Annotated in this window: 17 protein-coding genes; 1 reads left to right on the top strand and 16 read right to left on the bottom strand. The window is 52.8% G+C overall.

The window, feature by feature from the left end; genetic code table 11:
• Positions 1–59: 59 nt before the first annotated feature.
• A complete protein-coding gene (locus tag DWY03_RS05155) occupies positions 60–1,709 on the bottom strand; it encodes a DUF262 domain-containing protein (protein WP_117840063.1) in 1,650 nt (549 codons plus the stop codon).
• Positions 1,710–2,407: 698 nt separating this feature from the next.
• Between DWY03_RS05155 and DWY03_RS05160 the strand changes: the two genes are divergently transcribed.
• Complete coding sequence (locus DWY03_RS05160) at positions 2,408–3,754, top strand: transglutaminase domain-containing protein (protein ID WP_117840064.1); 1,347 nt, start codon at positions 2,408–2,410, stop codon at positions 3,752–3,754.
• On the opposite strand, the gene DWY03_RS05165 is transcribed toward DWY03_RS05160, so the two are convergent.
• The 15 genes from DWY03_RS05165 to thrS form a co-directional block, all read right to left on the bottom strand.
• Positions 3,751–5,175 carry a lipopolysaccharide biosynthesis protein gene (locus DWY03_RS05165; protein ID WP_117840065.1) on the bottom strand — a complete coding sequence of 475 codons (1,425 nt, stop codon included), beginning with the start codon at positions 5,173–5,175 and terminating at the stop codon, positions 3,751–3,753. The genes DWY03_RS05160 and DWY03_RS05165 overlap by 4 nt on opposite strands.
• A gap of 40 nt (positions 5,176–5,215) precedes the next feature.
• Positions 5,216–6,421: a Coenzyme F420 hydrogenase/dehydrogenase, beta subunit C-terminal domain gene (locus DWY03_RS05170; RefSeq protein WP_158558626.1), complete on the bottom strand. Its 1,206-nt coding sequence runs from the start codon at positions 6,419–6,421 to the stop codon at positions 5,216–5,218.
• A gap of 2 nt (positions 6,422–6,423) precedes the next feature.
• Positions 6,424–7,410 carry a glycosyltransferase family 2 protein gene (locus DWY03_RS05175; RefSeq protein ID WP_147334508.1) on the bottom strand — a complete coding sequence of 329 codons (987 nt, stop codon included), beginning with the start codon at positions 7,408–7,410 and terminating at the stop codon, positions 6,424–6,426.
• A gap of 9 nt (positions 7,411–7,419) precedes the next feature.
• Positions 7,420–8,589, bottom strand: a complete 1,170-nt coding sequence (locus DWY03_RS05180; RefSeq protein WP_117840068.1) for a sugar-transfer associated ATP-grasp domain-containing protein — start codon at positions 8,587–8,589, stop codon at positions 7,420–7,422.
• A 29-nt stretch (positions 8,590–8,618) separates the two neighbouring features.
• Positions 8,619–9,695 carry a polysaccharide pyruvyl transferase family protein gene (locus tag DWY03_RS05185; protein ID WP_117840069.1) on the bottom strand — a complete coding sequence of 359 codons (1,077 nt, stop codon included), beginning with the start codon at positions 9,693–9,695 and terminating at the stop codon, positions 8,619–8,621.
• 33 nt (positions 9,696–9,728) lie between these two features.
• Positions 9,729–10,562 (bottom strand): ATP-grasp fold amidoligase family protein, encoded by an 834-nt coding sequence (locus tag DWY03_RS05190; protein WP_158558627.1) that lies wholly within the window; start codon positions 10,560–10,562, stop codon positions 9,729–9,731.
• Between the two features lie 105 nt (positions 10,563–10,667).
• Positions 10,668–11,933: an O-antigen ligase gene (locus DWY03_RS05195; protein WP_147334510.1), complete on the bottom strand. Its 1,266-nt coding sequence runs from the start codon at positions 11,931–11,933 to the stop codon at positions 10,668–10,670.
• Between the two features lie 119 nt (positions 11,934–12,052).
• On the bottom strand, positions 12,053–13,198 hold the full coding sequence (locus tag DWY03_RS05200) for a radical SAM protein (RefSeq protein ID WP_117840072.1): 1,146 nt from the start codon (positions 13,196–13,198) through the stop codon (positions 12,053–12,055).
• A 5-nt stretch (positions 13,199–13,203) separates the two neighbouring features.
• Positions 13,204–14,466: a glycosyltransferase family 4 protein gene (locus DWY03_RS05205; RefSeq protein ID WP_117840073.1), complete on the bottom strand. Its 1,263-nt coding sequence runs from the start codon at positions 14,464–14,466 to the stop codon at positions 13,204–13,206.
• Positions 14,463–15,575 carry a glycosyltransferase family 4 protein gene (locus DWY03_RS05210; RefSeq protein WP_231500786.1) on the bottom strand — a complete coding sequence of 371 codons (1,113 nt, stop codon included), beginning with the start codon at positions 15,573–15,575 and terminating at the stop codon, positions 14,463–14,465. The genes DWY03_RS05205 and DWY03_RS05210 overlap by 4 nt, the downstream gene beginning before the upstream one ends.
• Positions 15,576–15,588: 13 nt before the next feature.
• Entirely contained in the window at positions 15,589–16,635 is a 1,047-nt protein-coding gene (locus DWY03_RS05215; protein WP_117840075.1) for an NAD-dependent epimerase/dehydratase family protein, read from the bottom strand.
• A gap of 9 nt (positions 16,636–16,644) precedes the next feature.
• Positions 16,645–17,904, bottom strand: coding sequence for a nucleotide sugar dehydrogenase (locus tag DWY03_RS05220; RefSeq protein ID WP_117840076.1), 1,260 nt, complete (start codon positions 17,902–17,904; stop codon positions 16,645–16,647).
• 38 nt (positions 17,905–17,942) lie between these two features.
• A complete protein-coding gene (locus DWY03_RS05225; RefSeq protein ID WP_231500787.1) occupies positions 17,943–18,692 on the bottom strand; it encodes a sugar transferase in 750 nt (249 codons plus the stop codon).
• An 82-nt stretch (positions 18,693–18,774) separates the two neighbouring features.
• The gene (locus tag DWY03_RS05230) at positions 18,775–19,365 is read right to left on the bottom strand and encodes a hypothetical protein (RefSeq protein WP_117840077.1); all 591 of its coding nucleotides are present in this window, start codon (positions 19,363–19,365) and stop codon (positions 18,775–18,777) included.
• A gap of 326 nt (positions 19,366–19,691) precedes the next feature.
• Positions 19,692–21,455: a threonine--tRNA ligase gene (gene thrS, locus DWY03_RS05235; RefSeq protein WP_117840078.1), complete on the bottom strand. Its 1,764-nt coding sequence runs from the start codon at positions 21,453–21,455 to the stop codon at positions 19,692–19,694.
• Positions 21,456–21,504: the final 49 nt, after the last annotated feature.

A 21,504-nucleotide genomic window follows, 5' to 3' on the forward strand; every position in this document is an offset into this window, starting at 1 on the left:
TTATCGCCGGGTCGATGCACTTCTTGACGAGCTCAAGCGCCGCGGCCGCGCGGTGCAAGCTAGCGGATGACCATTTCAAACAAATCTTTCGCGATAAAATCAACGCGCTTCTTAACGTCAAAACAACCATTCGCATAGCGTTTAGCAAAAGCTCTTGTAGTGGCATAACGCGATTCAGCGTATATGGGCAGCTTTTCCTTAAGCGATTTGTCTTTACATTTCGCGTTAAGTCGCTCTTCTAGCATGAGCAAGTTCCCAATAATCGAGTTTTCCTGAGCCTGCGAATCCGGAAGAATGTGCTCTATTGTGAATGCCTCAGAAACCCTAACACCAGACTTAAGCTCCTCGAGCAAGGCAAGGACCAACTTGCAGCGATCCTTCAACTTTGTTTCGCTATACAACGGCCACGAATGGGACCATCCAAGCGAAAGGAGATTAATTCGAAATGTTTCTTCTGAAGGCAGTTTTTCGTTAAAACTATTTTTCCACTCATCTAACACTTGCTGGGTGCAGTTCAACTCGATTGCGTATGAGTGTTTCACGATCGAATCCGATAGGTGGTTCGACTCCATTCCCCCGATTATCTTATAGCAAATATAGAACCGGTAAATAAATCCAATCGCATCATCATACTGCTCGCTCGTTAGCTGCTCTATTTCGCGAGCGTGCATTAAACTCATAAGAAGCGGCCTGAAGACGCGGACATTGTGTGTTCTTAAGAAACTCAAGATTTCCGCATTTCTGTCATCGCTGGTTGGCTCGACAATCTCTGCATAATATCCGGCTTTTAGCCTTAAATCATAGAGAAGATCAGCAGCCTTCTTTGGATCCGTAAAATCCCTTATTTTCTTATATGCTCCATCCTTGTCGCCTTGACCTAGGCGATATTTTTGAATTGCGTAGTGACGCAAAAAAGCTTTCATGTTCGAGCCGACTGTTGCTTCAATTTCCGACCATACCTGTTTTGCATCATCGCGCTTTTCTATAGGATGGATATAGCGCATAATATAGTTCTTCAGAAGCTCATGGTCCTCAAGCTCGATACCTCGCGCATTCAATATTTCGAATATTGTGTACGAATCTTCCTCAGACGATGATTTGATGTTTACATATGCGACAGAAATGACCGCATCCCTGAAGGCCAGCAACTCCTCATCCTTCATCTTGGCGAAACTTGCACTGAAATATTGGAAGGCTTTAACGATCAGTTCGTCTTTTGATCCGGACGCGCGTTTGCTCTTCGAGAAAGCCACAGCAGACATGGCAGCCGCATCTTCAGGAGAGATAGCAATTACTCCTTCGACGATCCTCGTTAATGATAAATGATTCTCCGGAGCGACGATCGCGTGCTCAACATCCTTAGTATCTATCGCCACTAGATATTTTTTTGTGCCATTAGCGTGGTTAATCATATTCCTTTTCTTGAAAGCGAACATGAGGCTAGACAGCAAGAGCGTTAGGGTAATAACTCTTTGTTGACCATCAATTATTGTAAAAACCCCGAGGCTGTCTTCTTCTTCTTCCTCCATCAGCACTATCGAACCGATGAAATGCGACGTAGCAACTTCCTCTGTCACAAGCTTGATGTCTTCGAATAGATCTTTCCAGTTATGCTCATCCCACACGTAAGCGCGCTGATTGCGAGGGATTCTATAGATTGAGTCATTAAGCAGCTTTCCAACCGTACTCTGACGTGCTTCAAATGCCATGTTGATCCCTTGCCTTCGCAATAGTTTTGTCGGCCTTGCCGCCTCTCGGCGTCACCAACGCCTTCGCTACAATAAAAGTCGGCACATCGCCGAGCAGGGCCGCCTTTTCGCTCGCGAACATGCCGACTGCCCCAATCAATCTCCGTCGCTGCCATCATCGTCGATTAACCAACATGTCAGCAGCAGGCAATCGTCACGTCCACAGTCCATTCTATATGCCGGCTGAGCATGGGGCGAATCTTAATCGCCAAGATATCCAGGAAGCCCGAGCTTCCAGGGAAATGCCTTCAGACGCCTTACGTTGGGTAGGCCCCCTACAGAGATCTATTGGCCGTGCACCGCAAACAACGCGTTAGGCCGTTGCATGCAATCGGCCAGCCACCCAGCATCCCCAATCCGCACCACAACTCCCTACCCCGCTCCAGCCATCGTCATCTCCATACAGTGTCCAAACCCACACCAATAAAACCAACCCACGCAACAAGCAGCCCTCGCTTAGCAACCCAAACACCACCACAAGCCAGCAAGCAATCACCAGTCTGCGTTCGCAACATCGCTTGGAAAGGCAAATGCTTACCGCGCCCTTGAAACACGCCAAACTCGTCTACAACCTGCGGTTTTTCGTTTATACTGCAATCGTTGAAATGCCGGTACGCTTGCAGAATCGTACCTGTTCCGATTACAGAAAAGGGGCCGTCATGCGTAAGCCTGCCTCCTGCGTCCTTTCCATCGCGCTCTCGCTCGTAATGACGGTTGGTTTTATCCCGTCACCCGCGCTTGCCGAAATCGCCAGTGCGCCAGAACCCGCCGCGCAAAGCGCCGGCAAACCTAACGAGAGCCCAGCCGAAACCACGTCGGGCCAAGCCCGGGCAAACGATCAAATCAGCGCCGCCTCCGGCACCAATGTAACGGCCAACGCAACGCAGCCGATCGACGCCAGCATGTTCAGTATCGAGGACACCGACATTCGCTACACGGGCAATCCCGTGATGCCCACCGTCACGTCGTCGACCGTGCCGAGCGACCAGTACACTGTCGCCTACGAGAACAACGTAGCCATCGGTCAGGCGACCGCCGTTGTGACCGCCGACGACCAGAACTACAGCGGCACCTGCGCGATCCCATTTGAAATCAAACCGGCGAACGCGGCCGCGAACTACCAGCACAGCACCACCGCGCAAAGCGGCGACATCACGCTCACCGTCCAATGGAACGACCCGAGGCTCGGCCAGGAGACCACGTTCCATGTGACTGCGACGGGCGGAAGCGGTGCGTACCAATTCCGCATGGACGCACCGACGTATATGGATCCCGACGGTAGCAGCGAAAGCGTTGCCGACCCCAGCCGTAACCAGTGGCAGCAATACACCGGCGAATGCACATCGCACGACTACCAGTTCGAAATGACCGCTAGCGGCACCTATTACCTGCGCTTTTACCTGATGGATAAGGCGGCCGGCGTGTACTATCTGCGCTCAAACGTGTTTGCGAGCGCGAACGACGACGCCTATCCGGCGGTCAGCGCCATCGTGAAGTCCGCAGTCGACAAATGCAGCGCCGATACCGACGGGTCCGACTACGCCCGCGCCCTGTGGCTGCACGACTGGACTCTTGACCATCTGGAATACGACCACGACCTTAACTGGTGCTCGGCCGAAAGCGGCCTCACGCGCCACCAGGGCACCTGCGAGAGCTACCAGCGCATCTACTCCAAGCTCCTTGACGTCGCGGGCATCGCCAACGGCCGCATCACCGGCAACGGCCACACCTGGAACGCAGTAAAGATCGACGACAAATGGTGCCAGATGGACCTAACCTGGGATGACACCAGCGACAACTGGTACGGAGACCTGGACCAGCGCCATCTGTACTTTGGCCTGACCGACGAGCTCATGGCAATCGCCCACTCCGACCACACGGCAAACTACCCAAAATGGGCGCTGAAGCTCATGCTTGCCCCGGCACCCATGTGCAATTTCTTCGGTACTGTTTCACATTATTCAGCAGTGCTCAAACGAGTAAATGCCCAATCAGACACCGCTTAAGCAGATTGCTTACGCTTTCCAACTACCTTCATGCCCTTGCGAGCGATGTCTAAGAGACCGTTCCTAAGAACGAATAGAAGGGCGAAGAAAAGCATGAACTCTGCAATTAGAATGCCATGAGAGAACGGTGCAAAAGACAAAGCCACTTGGGCGCCAATCAGAATAAAGCTGGCAGCAATCTCTCCCCTGTGAAAATCAAGTTTAATAAACTTACGTGTATCACGCGCACGCACCGCGGCGATAACGGCATAGCTAATAGCAGTAGCGCCAGCAGCGCCCATAATTCCAAACGCCGGAACAAGAAGCAGAGTGAGCACTATGTTAACGATTGCTCCGATAGCAGTTGTAGAGAAGGCCTTCTTGCTTTCTTTAGTAACGACATACGTTGTTCCAAAGAAAGCGGCAACGCAGGAAAAGAGATTGGCAAGCGATAGCATAGCAACTGGCTGCCACGAGCCTTCATACGACGAACTCATGAGGAACGTGTAGACGGGGTAAGCAGACGCAGCGATAAGGGACGATGCCACAGCAAGAACCACAAAGATATAGCGAAAGACCGTCGACTGAAACCTAGCATTATCCGCAGATTCTCGTTCTTCAATTGCCGAAATCTGCCATGCCTGCATGAAGATGTTATAGACGATGTTCACGATTTGGGGGATCTTCTGGGCAACGTTGTAGATACCGTTTGCGCTGGCGCCAATAAAGAACAGTATTACATACCTATCGGAAGCCGACATAATCCACCACATAAGCGAGTTCGGAATTAGAGGTATGCAGTAGGTCAACATGGCATTTAGCGCATGTCTATTTAAGCTGGAGAACGATAGGTAATTCCAAAGTCTACAGGAAACGATGATATGCAAAGCACCGATCAATTGCGCTACGACCATAGAAGCAAGGTATCCGCCAACACCTAGATGCCATACCGCAAGTGCAAGTACGTTCGAAAAGGCGGTAACAAATGTAATGACCACTCCATTAGCAGCAAATGCCTTTGATTTACCGATCCCGCGAAGAAGCTGCATGAATACATAGTTGAAGCTGGTCAAGCAAAGTAAGAGCAAGAAATAAACGACGTTAACACCGATAACACTGAACATGCGAAACAACGGGAACAGTAGCCAGCAAATAACCCAGCCAGCGATAACAACAAGAAGCGAATTCGACGCAATGGTCTTAACGTCGACTTCCTTCGAGACCGTGAATCGAAGAACAGCTTCGTTCATACCAACCATAGCAAATGGAACGAGCAAATTGACCGTAGTGGTAACAAGGTCAGCTGTGCCATACTCTGCGGTCGTTAAATAATAAGTATAAAAGGGAACAATGAGAAAGGTGATAACCTTGCTACCTAGGTTCCCAATAAAGAAAACCACAGAGTTCTTAACTAATTTCTTATATTTACTTTCTGCAGTCATCTGCCTATCCAAACCATATAGCGATTACAACGAATGCAGCCTAATTGCCGAGCATTCGCTTGAGCTTTCGTCTCAAACGAATAAAAAATGTATCCGTGAAGCTCCACCTCGAAGAAAGCTCCTTGATACTCGCCCCTTTGGCAAGAGCACGCATAAATTTGCATCTTTGAGGATGAGGAGCCACTGAAGCGGCAAGCGCAGGATTCCCGCCAATCACCTCGTCATAGCTAGAAGGCCCTATTTCAAGCTTAGGCGATACCCTGTCGAACCATTTCTTGCCTTTATCGGTATTGCACAGAACGGCAGAGACCCCAATAGAGGAATCAACTTCGGGATGAATGGAGGGGAATCCCCAAAAATCACCAAGAGTTAAATCTGACCCGCAAGAGCGCTTTGCCGGACAATCAAAACATGAAGAACGTAATGACGCGTTATCCAAAAATGCTCTCATATACCAATCGTCGCCATAACGTCCGCCGGTGACGCGGCAATCGTCTTTCTCCGTCCTTGCGTAGTAAAGGACGGAGTAAGACGACCATCCGGTCGTCTTACTCCGGAAATTGACATCATCAATTTCAGAGTTTTGGGCAGAAGACTGGAATTCAATCCATTTTCTCCAGAGCAGAGGCGATGGGGCGCCGTGGCAGATAACGTCAGCAGAAATAAAGAAAGCGGAATCTGCTAGCTTGCCCAGATAGTTCCTCATGCCGGAAACCTGACAAGCAGTGCCCGTAAAGAAAACTAAGCGTTTCGCCAGAAGATATTCCTTGACCTCTCGATAAAGAGAAGCAGGAATCTCGCTTTGAACATATTTTGATCGTTGGAGTCTTTTAAGATCCTCTAAATCAGTAGCACACTCATGTCGAACCGTATGGCAGTGCTCCTGGAAAGAAGCCCCAACGACAACGCCATCGGACTTAATAGCAGCATCGGCAAGCACACCAAAGAGCCCTCCAGACGATGATTGCTGGAGAACATCACTTGAAAGAGACTTGGCCCAAGACACTTCAACAGGCTCGACAACGGGATTGCGACTTAATACGGGGCAAGTCGAGTCACAAGCACCACACCCGATACATAGGTCGGAATTGAAGCTGGGCCTTAAGAAGCCCACCTCGTCCGGCGTCATCGAAAGACATCCCTTCGAGCATTTGGCAGAACAGGCGCCGCATCCACAGCAGGAATCACCCAGAGAGATGATTTCTGGTGCCCTATCAGCCCTTCCCGACTGTTCTTGCTGAGTCATTCTCATTTCCTCTTCTTTACGGCATGCAATGTTGAATTAAATGCCCTCGAAACAATTCGTGGAGCGTTAAGATACATCGCTCTACGCACCCTATCGACACCACTTAGCTGAGAACTGTCACACTCGGTAAACCTAATAGCATTAAATAGTCGATCTTCCTCGTTCGAGCTCATTTGGCCCGAATCGATACCCATTCCAAGAATCCTCAAAGCCTCATGAACCTTGAAATGACGAAGATGACTAACGATCTCAGGACTGTTCCCTGGATAACCAATCATCTGATCAATAGCATTGAGAGAGCTTAGCAAACTATGGTTGAAGCCGCTGGTGGTAGCGCTTCCAGGGCGATCCAAAATATTCCACAACGCAAGGGGCTCATAGTGTAGGCCGCGACATACCTTAAGATAGTTAAATACAAAAAGACCATCCTCGGTATGGGCAATCCGCTCATCAAACCTTAAGCCGTTCCGTTCAATTAACTCACGAGAAAAAAGCTTATAGCAGGAACTGCCGATATGTATCGAATTGTAAACTCCAAAGCGGAGAATAGCGGCATCGGAGGATAGATCCTCAATGGACATGTCGACAATCTGATTGCCGCAAACCTCCAAGCCGTTAACCGCAGAAACAAAATTTGCATCTGCAGCAATTAGGGCACCCGGTTTAAGGCTTTGCATCCGCATCATCTGCTCGCATGCTTCAGGTTCAAGCCAGTCATCAGAGTCGAGAAAGATAACATAGTCACCAGTCGCAAGATTCAGCGCATGGTTGCGTGCGCGAGAGACACCGGAGTTTTCTTGGCGTGAAAGCACCACCCTTGAATCAACAGAATACGTCTGGAGAACACTCCATGTGCCATCAGACGACCCGTCGTCGACAACGACAACCTCAATGTCCTCATACGTCTGGGAGAGAGCAGAAGAGACACCACGCCCGATATAATTCTCAACATTAAATGCGGGAATAATTATCGATACTTTGCCTTTCATAGGCGGCAACTACCCCAAATCTTTATAACCGAATTTATATTTAAGCCGCTCGTGAGGAGCCAAATTGTTCATGAAACGAAGCCACCGAAGTATTTCCGCCGTTGCGTCACCAAACCCTGGAATGCCATTCGCCATCTGGGAAAGCCAAATAGAGCCTCCCCTAATATTGGCTTCAATAACAATCGGCGCGCCATCTTCCCCGATGGTAAAGTCCCAACTGATAAGGCCCATTTGAGGCATCAACGAATGCATGCGCTTCGCTGCATCAATAGCACCGGGAACACCAGCAATCTTATATCCCTGAAAAACAACCCCCGTGTCAGGATGTTTCTCGAACCGATCATTAAACTCAGTAAGGGCCGATGGTGCAAGCAAACCTTCATTTGAAATGCCAATGAACATGCCGCCAGCATGCGCATTATCCACCGCACTCTTTCCGCGACCAATCCTCATCAGCAGAGGTAAAGAACGGAGTTCGCCTTGCCAGCGGTATGTCATAATCCTCAGCGTATTAACGCTCTCAGGATGTAATTTAACCACTGAAGAATGGCATGAGATTACTTCTTGAACTGTAAAATCACTGCCGAGCAATTCGAATAATTCTTCAGCAGTTGTACCCGTCGCAGCATCGACACCGGAAGCAAAGCAATAAGACCCGCAGCCTTCGCCTGAACAAGTCCCTACTGTCGGTTTTGCAAAGCAAGCACCACAGTTGCCAATTAAATTAAGTGCTGTCTCTCTGGAAATCTCTTTGAAGTCGAAATTGCGAAGAACCCCAGACGTGCTTGTAACGATTGGACGTGGAGTTCTAACCCCAGCTCTTTCGGCAAACAATGGAAGAAGATTCTTATCCTCAAATACGGTGGCATACGCCACCGGCATATTCATATATCGTTCGAACTCAGGAATAAACAGGAGTTCCGGAAAAAACCTGACATCGAACTTGCCAGAAATTGCAAGATTATGCCGATGCCATGTGTAAGGGATTTTTCTACCATAGTTCTCAACATAAAACTTGTCGATGGCACGCATTTGCTCGGAAGAGAGCTCGACATCGCTGAGAATAGATTTTCTTTTGGGATCTTTAAACTTCGCAATTTCTGCCTGTCGAGCGCGATGAATCTTAACGTTCTCCAAGACATCATATAAGCCATCTTTAACATCTGATTTGAGAGACATGTGTTCTCCGATAACTGAAGGGGACGAATTTAACGTGACAAAGCGTCTAATAAGTATGAATTGGAATATGCCCTGCGAATATCTATAGCACGGTCGATTCCAGAATAGTCGCAGTTGAGCGCGCGTGTCGCATCCGAGATACCCCAACGTTCCTCGAGGCCACACAACTGCAGCAAGGTGTTAATACGACTGTTCATGTTGGAGCCGTTCGCATGTTTTCGATCAAAAACGACAAAGGGACGCTTAAACAAAATCGAAAAAACCGATGCATGAAAACTATCGGTTAAGACGCAGTCGGCCTTATCGATATAAGAAAGGAAATCCGAAGGATCGCCGCCAAAATAGCGGCACTTAGGATTCATGTAGTCAACAATTTCATACCCGAGTGACTTCAACTCCGCCGTCAATTTAACCTGAGCATCAGACTGCTCGCCAAGATTAAATTGAAATACGTACTTCTGCTTGCAAGCCACGGGCTTTTCTATCTTACGCCATTGATTTGCAGTCAAAAGCATGGTCGGATCTAGGGTAACCGGCACTTTTCGACCAGTCAGTTCCTCTACAATGCGAGCTCCGGCATCTTCTCGCACACTAATATCCGAATAACATTCAAGAGCTTCCTTAAAGGAAGACGCCCAATTCTCGGGAAGAGATGCCAGGCCAAAACTGGCTGAGTATGCTACTCGTTTATTAGCGTCGGCAAATTGAAGAAGATAATCATTGGCGCATCTGCACTCCAGCGAATCGCCCCACCAAAGGGGATTCCAGACCTGGTCACTTCCGACAACAAAATAGTCGTACTCATCATTCAATTGAGACGAAATACCACTGCCGTTCGTTGAAATAAATCTTGTAGGAATTAGAGAATCTGTAAACTTAGAAAAAGCGGCATCGCGACCACGCTCTTTTTTAGTCCTGAACCTTATCGCACCGTTCTCCTTTTCAAAATACTTGTGAAAAATGGACTTAAGTGCAGATGTTTTTTCAAGAGTAACGAGCGTATCTACATCATGCCCCATTTGGCTCAAAACGGTATGAAGCGCATAATTCTGAAGTCTATTGCCGTAATTAAAATTACCAAATAATGTAACGATACCAATTCTCATATTAATAATCACCTTATCGTGCTTCTAAACGAATTATTGATCCCCATAGGCAAGCGACAAATCAATGAGCGATCCGAGCCATAAATCGTTTTTCTCGTCAATGGGATCAAGTCCGGCCCCATTAAACAGCGTTAACTCTCCGAAAACTAAGCGATCGCCCAGAACATACCAATCACAACGTACTTGAGGAATTCCCCTAGTGAGAACACTGCTCAACTCGAGCATTTTCTCAAGCTTTTCAGGACGCTCGACCTCAACAGGAGAAACTGGGATGCCAGCCCAATCGATGGTGACTGGATTCCAATCCTGATCGTAATAGTTGCAAGTATGTTCACCAAACCTGCCCCTATGCACCTCAATTAGGCGAGGATTTCCGTTAAAGCACGTAACTTTATAGTCAACTAGGCCAGTATCGAAGCCTTCATCCTCGAGATACTCCTCCGCCATGACCATGGGGGTAACATCCTTATAGGGCCACTCCCTTGTCCACCAAAAATAATTACTATTGAGGTGTCTACGAAGAACCCTCTTGGCCGCATCAAAATCAAACGAGGACTTGTCGCGGCAGATAGCAACTCCGCCGCTGTCATGATTCGTCTTAAGCACGAACTGATTGGGAAGATTCTCGAGGCTTATGCTCTCGACACGGTCCCAAGAGTCATAAGTCTCAGAAACGTATTGAGCGCCAATTTTGTCAGCGACCCACTGCTTAACAGCCAGCTTGTCAACAAGGATATTGTAGAGGGGGTTACGATCATGAAGCTTTAGCCAGTTCAGCTTCTCGTTAAAGCCTTTTGGATTATCAAGATTGATATTCTTTCCAATCAGCGCCCTATACATTATTTTTAAGTGAATTTCATCAGGCAAGCAGCGAGTCCATCCCCATTTTGAGATTAATGAGTAAGCTCTCAAAGGATGCTTCATATACTGAACTGCTTTACTACTTTTTCCCATTAATTATCTCCGTTGCTCTTACGCAGCATTTTGGCGGGAAATTGAATTCCACCGGAGGCTGCAAGTTATCGCGATAGCAAAGAAATACGTAATCAGGTTTGGAATCGTTGTGAATAGAGCTCCGCTCGTGAACGCATAGCTTAAAAAGAAAACCTGAATGCAAAGTGAAAGGCGTAGAAAAGCTTTTTGTTGCCCCTCCACAACCCTCGAAATAGTCGTGAAGGTCAATACAAAACTTGTTAGACAGCTAGCAAGAACCAAGGCAGTTCCAAAAAACCCGGTTTCATATAAAAGATTAAGGAGCTCATTGTGCGCCATATATGTAATAGTAAAACCGTCAGGCCAACGATAGCAGTAGCTAGTCCAGCCATGGCCAAATAAGGGTGCCTGGGAAAGGCCATTAAGGGCGTAATTCCAAAGAAATGTCCTATTGTTAACGTTGTCCTCGAAGCTGGTACCACTGGAAAAGGTTGAATTCAATCTTTCGATTGTCGCCTCAACGCCAGGAACAAGAGGCGCAAGGATAGCCACGGCAAGCAGCACCAATACCGTGGCTCCAATAGCCTTAAGATATTTATGGCTATTGCCAGAAAGCAAGTAAACCAAACCAATAGCAAAAATCCCGCACAACAAATGAGCCCTTTTTGTAGTCAAAACAAGAGCAATAAAGAAAATTAACGCAAGAATGCCGTAGAACCGTTTAGTTGAACTTGACTCGCTGCCATAAAAGGACATAGAGGAAGCGAGTATTAAGCCTATCGTGCAGAAAGTTCCATTATGACTATAGTGTGACGCTAAACCCGATCGATAGTCCATTGCCATTGGCACATTTGAATAGAACGTCGGTTTTATAAAACCAGTATAGAGCTGAGGCGCTACATAGCAGGCAATAGTTGCCAATGCAAAAATGAGTAAAACCCCAATAAAAACTTTAACGGCAGGGAGAATCCAATTAGGGTTTTCAGCTGCAAAATAACTAATAACAACTACGGAGACAAGGGCAATAGTTGCAGAAAGGTCGTAACCACCGCCCAGTACAAATCCGATAGCAGCCATAACAGCAACCGCGCCCCATGGCAATAGTGGCACGATTGCCCTCAGATCAAAGGACACAATCCTGCCACTTCGAACGGCAAGGGCAATCATCAGCATGATACTCAAAGCAAAAATAACAAAACTAATTCTATAAGTTATCAGAGAAGAGCAATAGGCAAATAAGCAGACGAAAAGAGCTATAACGCCAAACGCAAATTCACCTTTGCCCCGCATCTTCGGGCAATGCAAGCTTAGATACCTCCTCTTGCGAGTAGAAAAAAGATGACTTGTCTTCCGAGCAAAATAACTAAGAAAACTTGCTATCTGCGCGCAAAATAGTAAGGCCAGAGGCCGACAACGCTATACCCCTACATTGCCTCATGCGTTTCATACACGTGAGCGTCCGCCTTCGACGCCTCGGACAAACCATCGTTGATCTTGGCGCACAGGTCGCAAGTCGAGCAGGCGTCGAGCTGCTCCTTGGTCACGCGGCCCTCCTCGTAGTCGCGCACGACCTTAAGCTCATGCATGTCATAGGGCCTCTTGGTGAACAGCGCCTTCACCTTGTGCTTGAGTACCCACCAGCCGGGCTTCCAGATGTACTTGTGCATGGCCGGGCTCACCGAGCCGATCATCCAGCAGTTGCGGTCGCAGTGGCGGACCTTCGTGCGAACCTTCTCAGCTTGGTCGGAGTTCCAGAGCTCGTCCCAGGACTCCTCGTTGAGGTTGCCCATAACCTCCTTGTCCTTGGTGCCGTTGCAGGGCATGACGTCGCCGTAGGGGTCGATGAAGAAGGTGTCGAACGCCATGTCGCACGGCAGCAGGCGAGGCTGGCCGTAGACGTAGTTGATGAGGCCGTGGTTGAAGTAGGCGCGGAACCACTTCTTGGGGCTGTTGGACCTGAGCAGCTCGTTGACCAGGTCCTCGAAGTTCTTGGCCACCATGGGTCGGTCGTGGATGATGTTCTTGGCCTCGACGAAGTAGAAGCTGTTGTGAAGCGACGCCGTGGCGAACTCCATGCCCAGCTCGTCGGAGATCTTGTAGAGCGGCACCAGGTCGGGCGCGTTGAGGTCCTGCACCGTCATGCCGAAGCCCACGTCGGGGTGCTTGAGCTCGACGAGCTTCTTGAGAGTGGCGTAGCCGCGGTTGTATCCGTTCTCCAGGCCGCGGATCTTGTCGTTGGTCTGCTGCAGGCCCTCGATGGAGATGCGGATACCGACGTTGGGGAACTCCTCGCACAGGTCGATGATGCGGTCGGTGAAGAAGCCGTTGGTGGAGATGACGATGCGGTCGGACTTCTTGTAGAGCTCGCGCACGATGTCCTTGAGGTCCTGGCGGATGAAGGGCTCGCCGCCGGTGATGTTGGTGAAGTACATCTTGGGGAGCTTCTTGATGGTCTCGATGGAGAGCTCCTCCTCCGGGCGGCTCGGAGCCTTGTAGCGGTTGCACATGGTGCAGCGCGCGTTGCAGCGGTAGGTTACGATGACGGTACCGTTGAGTTTCTTTTCAGCCATGTGGATTAGTCCTCTTTCTTAGCGCAGGCAGGATCAAGAATCGCTTCAAGCTTTTCGAGATGGTTCTGCGGTGTATATTTCGTAAGCACTTTATTGCGGCCATTCATACCCTGGCGTCTGGCTTCATCCGGATTCTCCAGGTAAAAGGCGATGGTTTTCGAAAGCGCATCAACGTCGCCCAGGGGAAGCACGGACCCCGTCTCCCCGTTCTCCACCAACTCCGGCATGCAGCCGATATCGAAAACGACAACCGGCTTGCCATGTGCGTAGGCCTCGAGCACCGTATTGGGCATGTTCTCAAACCAAGTCGAAGGGCAGAGAACGCATGCGGCGCCATCGATAAGGCGTTCCTTCTCTTCACCCTTGACGAAACCCACGAAATCCACGCGGTCCGATATACCGGCCTCTTCTACAGCCGCTTTAATTGACGCAGCGTACTCGTCGTCGGTACGCCCGGTGATCTTAAGCCTTACACCGCTGTTACACATGGCGGCGCCTACGGTTAGATCAACGCCCTTTTCGGGACTGATCCTACCAAGATAGAGAGCGTACTTTCCCGCGGTAGGACCGTCCTCAAACAGAGAAGGAGCCATAGTAAACGTCGGAACAACATTGATTTTCTCTTCCGACACACCGGACTTTTCCAGAAGAGACGCCGTGAATGCAGAGGGACAGACAAATGCATCAACATAATCAAAAAGGCGCTTGCGGCGGTGGAACTTCATTGACGCGATACGCACTGCAGTTGTGGCCCTCGAGCCGTGGCAGCAGGACATATCGGCGGCTTTGGAGTAATCACCGTTGATACAAGCCGTACAGACCTCCCCGTTGCAGAGAAAATCGGAACGGGGGCACATAATATTGAAATCCGAAAGCCTGTGGACAACCCTTACGCCTTCATCGTGACAAGCCTTGAAGATACTCGGAGAAAGCGCGTTAATCTGTTGCAGGACGTAGACGACGTCCGGCCTCTCGTCCCGGATAAGACGTCGCAGATTCTCATATGCCTCGCGGTTATAGAAAGCGCAGGAGAGCAAACGAGCGACGTTCTTCGGAGTCTTCTTAACGTTGTTAAAGTAGGCGTCACCCGACTCGCTCTTCCCATGGGGAAAATAACGAGAATATGGCGTATCCTCATTAAGCGGGCTGCGGACCGAAAACGGAATAACAGTATGCCCAGCGTCTTCGAGAAGGCGCTTAACGTTGAACATATAAATCTCGGGACCGCCCGAGACATAGTAGCGATAATTCGCCAAGATTATCTTCATCGGGCCTCTCCTTGATAAAGCTCGAGGGTCCGTTCGACGACGGAATCCCAGTCATAGTTATTTCTCACGCGCTCGCGAGCGCTCTCGCCGAGCTTGTTGACCCTTTCCGGATTATCCAGAAGGCTGCGAAGGACGCGAGTAAGCTCAGAAACGTTGCCTTTGGCAAAAGTTGCGCCGGAGCTTCCAAGAACGTCAGCGCATTCGGGCACATCGCTCGTAACGCAACATGTCCCGTAGGACATGGCTTCCATAAGAGAAAGGGGCATACCTTCCACATCGGAAGGGAGCACGTAGACATATGCATTCGAATAGAGCTCGGCGAGAAGGTCGCCCGTGACGAATCCGGTGAAAACGACGCGCGGATCAGAAGCAGCCCGCTTTCTAAGCTCAAGTTCAAACGCATCAGTGTCAGAACCCCCACCAGCAATGACTAACCGTTTATCGGTATCGAGCTGGCGGAAAGCATCGACAAGCAAATCGCAACGTTTCTCGGGCACCAGTCGGCCAAGATACAAGATGTAGTCGCCACGAGATAGGCCCCAACGCCCAGCAATTAAACTGGCATCAATACACTCACGGATTTCCACTCCATTGTGTATGAGAGCGGCCTCGCGACCGTATTCCTGCTTGAAATAAGCCTTCGCAGACGACGATAGAACAATCAGCTCATTCGATTGGGTTGCAGCCGCCTTCTCGCCCATCTTGATATAAGTGCTAGCAAGTCGTCCCCACTTGGCTCGCTGCCAATCAAGACCGTGGATCGTTGCAACGGTGCGAATTCCTGCCCGACAGGCAAGTGGCAGTGGGACACAGGGTCCCTCGGCGTGGTAATGAATCACGTCGGGACGGTCCTTAATCGCCTGTCGAGTCGCAAAATAAGACGAAGAAAGTGCAGCGAGGCCCTTCTTATCAATTGTCTTAACCGGCACAATGCGCACGCCGTCGACAACACGCTCGGAAAGAGCTGTCGACTCTCCAGTCATCACGTCAGAACCAGAACGGTCATAGCATGTAACCTCATGGCCTAGGGCAGCCATGCGGCGAGCCAGCTCCGTAACAACAACTTCGACACCGCCTTCACGAGAGCCAAATCGCTTATGTCCAATCATTGCTATCCGCACGCTAGCAACAACCCCCGTAATACTCGCGATACCACTTGGCGAAGGCCCTCAGGCCGTCCTCGAGCGGCGTCGCGGGCTTGTAGCCCAGGTCGCGCTGGAGCGCCGTGGTGTCGGCGTAGGTGACGGGCACGTCGCCGGGCTGCATGGGCACGAGCTGTTTATGGGACTCGAAGTCATAGTCGGCCGGGAGCACGCCCTCCTCCACCAGCACGCGCTGCAGCGTGTCGACGAAGTCGAGCAGGTTCTCGGGGTGCGAGTTGCCAATGTTGTAGACGCGGTGCGCGGCGAGCGGCAGCCCGTCCTCGCCCATCTTCACCTCGGGCGCGGCGTCCATGACGCGCCTGACGCCCTCGACGATGTCGTCGACGTAGGTGAAGTCGCGGCGGCAGTCGCCCATGTTGAAGATCTTGATGGTATCGCCTCGGCGCAGCTTCTCGGTGAAGCCGAAGTAGGCCATGTCGGGCCTGCCCATGGGGCCGTACACCGTGAAGAAGCGGAGGCCGGTCGCGGGGATGGAGTAGAGCTTGGAGTAGGCGGCGGCCATGAGCTCGTTGGACTTCTTGGTGGCGGCGTAGAGCGAGACCGGCGAGTCGACGCGGTCCTCCTCGGAGAACGGAACCTTCTTGTTGCCGCCGTAAACGGAGCTTGAGCTGGCGTAGACCAGGTGCTTGACCGGGTGGTGGCGGCAGGCCTCGAGGATGTTGAAGAAGCCGACGAGGTTGCTCTCGAGGTAGGCGCGCGGGTTCTCGATGGAGTAGCGTACGCCCGCCTGGGCGGCGAGGTTCACCACGACGTCGAAGCCGTTCTGTGCGAACAGGCGCTCGATGAGGGCGGCGTCGCACAAATCGCCGCGCACGAAGGTGAAGCGGCCGTCTGTGTCGGCCTCGGCCAGCATGCGAAGGCGCGCGTCCTTAATACCGGGGTCGTAGTAGCTGTTGAGGTTGTCGAGGCCGACGATCACATCATCGGTCTCCTCGAGCAGCTTCTTGACGAGGAACGCGCCAATAAAGCCGGCGGCTCCGGTGACGAGGACTTTTCTATTTGCCATTCATACCACCTAGTCTCGTTTAAACAGGTCGCGTGTATAGACCTTGTCCGCCACGTCCGCGAGCTCGTCGCTCCAGCGGTTGGCGACGATCACGTCGCAGCCGGCCTTGAAGGCCCCAAGGTCGTGCGTGACCTCGGAGCCGAAGAACTCCGGCGCGTCCAGCGTGGGCTCGTAGACCACCACGGGCACGCCCTTGGCCTTCACGCGCTTCATGACGCCCTGGATGGAGCTCGCGCGGAAGTTGTCGGAGTTGGACTTCATCGTCAGGCGGAACACGCCCACGACCGGCCTCTCCTTGCCGGCGTACACGCGGTCCCACACCATCTGCAGCACCTCGTCGGCCACGAAGTCCTTGCGGGTACGGTTGGCCTCCACGATGGCCTCGATCAGGTTCTGGGGCACGTCCTTGTAGTTGGCCAGCAGCTGCTTGGTGTCCTTGGGCAGGCAGTAGCCGCCGTAGCCGAAGCTGGGGTTGTTGTAGTGGCTGCCGATACGCGGCTCCAGACACACGCCGTCGATGACGTCGCGGGTGTTGAGGCCGCGAACCTCGCAGTAGGTGTCGAGCTCGTTGAAGTAGGCCACGCGCAGCGCCAGGTAGGTGTTGGCGAAGAGCTTGACGGCCTCGGCCTCGGTGGTGCCCAGCACGAGCTCGGGGATGCCCACGGTGCCGTCGGCGTTCACGCGCTCGAGCTCGGCGGGGTCGGCGCCCTGCGCGAGCAGGCCGGCGAACTTCTCGGCGGCTATAACGGCCTCGGGGTCGTCCTTGGGCGCGCCTACCACGATGCGGCTGGGGTGCAGGTTGTCGTACAGAGCCTTGCTCTCGCGCAGGAACTCGGGACTGAAGAAGATCTTGCCGTCGCCCAGCCTCTCGCGAAGGCCAGCGGTGTAGCCGACGGGGATGGTCGACTTGATGACGATCCACGCGTCCGGGTTCACAGAGCGCACGGCGGCGATGGCGGCCTCCACGGAGCTCGTGTCGAAGAAGTTCCTGTCGCTGTCGTAGTTGGTGGGCGTAGCGATGACGGCGAAGTCGGCGCCAGCGTAGGCCTCGACCACGTCGACGGTGGCGTGCAGGTCGAGTTCGCGCTCCCCCGCCTTTGCCTCTGCTAGGAAGCGCTCGATCTCGTTGTCCTGGATGGGCGACACGAAGTTGTTGATCTTCTCGACCTTCTCGGGAACGATGTCCAGCGCATGGACCTCGTTGTGCTGCGAGAGCAGGACGGCGAGGGACAGGCCGACGTAGCCGGTACCGGCGACGGCAATCTTCATTTTCTTCTCCGATTCGAATCGAGCATTAGAGTTAGGCATTAGTACGCATCGCTTCCGTTGAAGACCTCCAGAACCGTGAGGAGGACGATCTTGAGATCCATGACGATTCCGCGCTTGGCTATGTACTCGAGATCACGGCGGACCATGCCGTCGAACCCGGTGGAGTTTCGCTCCGTAACCTGCCAGAGCCCCGTAATACCTGGCTTCACCGCTAGCCTCTGCAGGTCGTACTCGGTGTACTCCGCGACTTCGTTCGGCAGCGGCGGGCGCGGGCCGACGACGGACATCTGACCCAGGAACACGTTGAGGAACTGTGGGAACTCGTCGATGGAGTGCTTGCGGATGAACCTGCCGATCTTGGTGACGCGGGGGTCCTCCCTCATCTTGAACATGGCGCCGGCGATCTCGTTTCGCCCTTTGAGCTCAGCGAGGCGTTCGTCGGCGTCCTTGTACATTGATCGGAACTTCCACATGCGAAAGGTTGACAGGCTGCCGTCGCGGTGGGTCTGGCCCACGCGGATCTGGCTGTAGAAGGGGTTGCCCTCGCTCTCCAGGCGGATGGCAGCGGCGAGAATTAGACTCGGGATCGCGATGGCGACGAGCGCGACACCGCTGAAAACGATGTCGAACGCACGCTTTACGGCCCTATAGGCCAGGCGCGAGCGGTCCCAGTCCATGATGGATTGCATGGCCTTGTGGCGGCCGGCGCCCTCGCGCCGACCCATGGCCTGAGCAATCAGCGCCGCCCCCGCGGGCGCATTACTCTCTGTTACATCTTTAGCAGCCACAATAAAACTAACGTTCCTGTCCCCAGGAACCCCCCCCATCTATGAATCCAAAATCAAGTAATTTGCCGGTGCAACGTCTCCCTTACGTTTTGCTGGGAACATCAAGCGGTAGCAGCTCCCTAAATGTGGAGTCACCCTCGCCCACGTTTACCAGGCACCAGCGTTTATGACGGTCGATTTTCTTTACGCGGGCCTCTTGCCCCACCAAGGGCCCCTGTTCTATGTGCAACACGCCGTCTTCTATGCGCGCAACGCTGTTGCGCACCACGCCGTCGTCGTCCAGCACGCTGCGGTACCAATCCTGCGCATCGTCCGGCATGGGCATGTACGCCCGCTCCTTACTGCCGGCGATGCGACAGCCAAAGCTCAATTGGGCCAAAGCCCTATCGAGCGCGGCGGCATCGTGCGTGGCGACGAAGAAGTATTCCTTGTACATAGGTTTGGTTTGGAGCGACCATGCGCCGTCCCGCTTAAACCAGAACTCCTTTTGCATCACAAAAGCGTCCTGCATCAGGTTGTGCGGGATAATGCGGCGGACCTTTTCGCAGGTCTCGCGCTCTTTTCCATTGGGGGTATGAACCAGATACCAGCGGACGCGGCCGTGCTGGCTGTTGGTGGTGGTGCCGTTAAATGCGCCGGGCAGCTGCTCTTGGCGCCGTACCGTCTGTTCCATGTTCTCGCCCCCCTCTTTTGGCTTTGCGATGCACGCAAATGCAGGGGCGTTTAGAACAGGCTTCTCGCTCGCAGCTAGGCGCAGTCGCAAAAGTACAGGTTTTTGTAGAGGGGTATGGAGATGCACCTATTAGCAGTACATTTTGCGTAATCTGGGCAAACGCTGATTGATTGCTCGTATAATGACGTTTGTCGAAAGATACAAAAACCTGTACCTTTTTGTGCAACAAAAAAGCCGCTCAACCAGCGGCTTTTCTAATTTTGACATGAAAAAAGGCGACCGCCCTTTGTGGACGGTCGCCTTTATTAATTGTTGTGAAGTTTGCCTTAGGCGCGAGTCTTGATCTCCTCGGTCACCTTCGCAACAAACTCGTCAACGCTCATCTGAACGGTCTCGTTGGAGCGATCGCGGACGGAGATGTTGCCGGCCTCGACCTCCTTCTCGCCCAGGATGAGCATGTAGGGCACGCGGTCGATGCTGCGAGCCTCGCGGATCTTGTAGCCGATCTTCTCGTCGCGGTCGTCGCAGACCACGCGAATGCCGGCCTCCTCCAGCTTGGCGCACACCTCGTGGGCGTAGTCGCGGCTCTTTTCGGAAACCGGAAGTGCCTTGACCTGCACGGGAGCCAGCCAGGTGGGGAACTTGCCCGCAAAGTGCTCAATCAGAATACCGATGAAGCGCTCGATGGAGCCAAAGCACACGCGGTGCAGCATGATGGGGCGCTTCTTGGTGCCGTCGGCGTCCACGTACTCCAGGTCAAAGTTGAGCGGCATCTGGAAGTCGAGCTGTACGGTACCGCACTGCCAGGTACGGCCGAGCGAGTCCTCCAGGTGGAAGTCGATCTTGGGGCCGTAGAAGGCGCCGTCGCCCTCGTTGACCTCGTAGTCCATGCCCAGCTTCTCCAGAGCGGTGCGCAGGCCCTCCTCGGCGCGCGCCCAGTCCTCGTCCGAACCCATGGAGTCCTCGGGGCGGGTGGAAAGCTCAACGTGATACTTAAAGCCAAACTTTTGGTACACGGAGTCGATGAGGTTAACCACGCCCACGATCTCGTCGGTCAGCTGGTCGGGACGCACAAACAGGTGGGCGTCGTCCTGGTTAAAGCAGCGCACGCGGAACAGGCCGTGCAGGGCGCCGCGCAGCTCGTGGCGGTGCACCAGGCCAATCTCGCCGGCGCGGATGGGCAGCTCGCGATAGGAGTGCGGCTTGGAGGCGTACACCAGCACGCCGCCCGGGCAGTTCATGGGCTTAATGCAGTACTCTTCGTCGTCGATGACGGTGGAGTACATGTTGTCCTTGTAGTGGTCCCAGTGGCCCGAGGTCTTCCACAGCTGCTTGTTCATGATGAGCGGCGTGGAGATCTCCACGTAGCCGGCCTTGTGGTGAATCTCGCGCCAGTAGTCCAGCAGCGCGTTCTTAAGGATCATGCCGTTGGGCAGGAAGAACGGGAAGCCGGGGGCCTCGTCGCGCATCATAAAGAGGTCCATCTCGCGGCCGATCTTGCGGTGATCGCGCTTCTTGGCCTCCTCCAGCATGTGCATGTGCTCGTCGAGCTCTTCCTTGGTGGCAAAGGCGACACCATTGATGCGGGTGAGCATCTTGTTGTCCTTGTCGCCCTTCCAGTAGGCGCCCGAGACGCCGGTGAGCTTAAAGGCCTTAAGGGCCTTGGTGTAGCAGATGTGGGGGCCGACGCACATGTCGATGTAGTCGCCCTGCTGGTAGAAGGTGATGCGGGCGTCGTCGTCCAGGTCGCCGATGTGCTCGACCTTGTACTTCTCGCCGCGCTCCTCCATAAGGGCGATGGCCTCGGCGCGGGGCTTCTCGTACACGGAGAACTTGAGGTTCTCCTTGACGATCTTTTTCATCTCAGCCTCGATCGCGGGGAAGTCGTCCTCGCTGATCTTGACGCCCTCGGGCAGGTCGACGTCGTAGTAGAAGCCGTTGTCGGTCGCGGGACCGTAGGCAAAGTCGGCCTCGGGGTACAGGCGCTTGATGGCCTGTGCCATGATGTGCGCGGCAGAGTGGCGGATGACGTGCGTGACCTCGTCCTGCGGGAGCTCGGCCACCGAACCGTCATTGTAGAGTGCCTTCATGGGTATGTTTTCTCCTCTCGGATGCCTGATGCAAGTGCGTGCGATGCGC

It is taken from the genome of Collinsella sp. AF23-2, assembly GCF_003459245.1.
GTDB lineage: Bacteria > Actinomycetota > Coriobacteriia > Coriobacteriales > Coriobacteriaceae > Collinsella.